The following is a 1,236-nucleotide window of genomic DNA, read 5'->3' as shown; positions in this document are numbered from 1 at the left end:
CTGTAGTGGTCAACTAATCCCGGACACGACGTTAAGTTTTTTCTCGGCCTGAGCCGGCGTTAGCCCGCCATTAAATTGATGAGGCCGTATCCAGTTGTAGCGATGCATCAAATAATGACTGATGTCTCGTTGTGCCTGCTGAACCGACATATAACCCACTGAAGGTATCCACTCGGTTTTCAAGCTGCGAAATACTCGCTCCATCGGCGAGTTGTCGTAGCAATTGCCCCGGCGACTCATGCTCTGGCTGATGCGGTACCGCCACAGACGCTGACGGAAGTGGCGACTTCCATATTGCGATCCCTGATCCGAATGAAACAGCAGCCCTTGAGGCTTCCCGCGTTGCTCATAGGCCATATCCAGTGCTTTGGTGACCAAGTCAGCATCCGGGTTTCCTGATAACGCCCAGCCCACTATCCGGCGAGCATAGAGATCCATAACCACGGCCAGGTAGTGCCATTTCCCTTGCGCCCAGATGTAGGTGATGTCACCGCACCAAACCTTGTTTGGCTCGGGAACATCGAATTTACGATTCAGTGTATTTGGAATGTCAGGCCGCTCGACCGTTGCTTTTTTGTAGGCATGCGAGCCAGGCTGCTTGCTGATCAACCCCAGTTCCCGCATCAAGCCTCGCACCTTGAAACGCCCGATCTGCTCGCCATCATCCTGCATCATCGACACGATACTTCGGCTGCCAGCAGCGTTTCGGCTCTGGGTGAACAGTTCGTTGACTCGACTGCGTAATCGAATTCTCTCAACGCCCGGAGAACGCCGCCTGAGGTGATGGGCGTAGTAAGTCGAACGGGTGATTTCGAACACCTCGCACAAGCAGTCAACAGGTTCATGGGCGCTTAGCTGATGGATCAGTGCGAACGCTCGAGATCTTCCGACATCAAGAGCGCGGTAGCCTTTTTTAATATCGATTTCTCTCGTTCAAGACGGGCGATTCGGGCTTCCAGTTCCTGGATCTTTTGCTGCTCTGGGGTGAGCGCCTTGCTCTGCGGGGTGACGCCTGTGCGTTCCTGCAGAAGCTGACTGACCCAACGGCGCAGGGCCGACTCGCCAATGCCGAGTGAACGACTGGCTTCGATGCAGCTGTAATTTTGTTTGAGTACGAGGTCAGCAGCCTCGCGTTTGAATTCAGCGGAAAAGACACGACGTTGCTTGGTCATCTGACACCTCGATATGGCGAGCATTCTCGCCTAAATGAGTGTCCGGTTTCATTAGACCACTACA

General features: G+C 54.0%; 1 protein-coding gene. It reads right to left on the bottom strand.

The window, feature by feature from the left end:
* Positions 1-9: 9 nt before the first annotated feature.
* Positions 10-1,172 (bottom strand): IS3 family transposase gene (locus tag ACODSV_RS36265; protein WP_087148787.1). Its coding sequence is split into 2 segments (ribosomal slippage): positions 10-917 and positions 917-1,172, totalling 1,164 coding nucleotides; the frame shifts between segments, so codons are not numbered across the junction.
* Positions 1,173-1,236 lie beyond the last annotated feature (64 nt).

The organism is Pseudomonas sp. FG86 (assembly GCF_057808775.1).
Note: the sequence above shows the minus strand (reverse complement) of the source record. Positions and strands in the feature narration are given on the sequence as shown.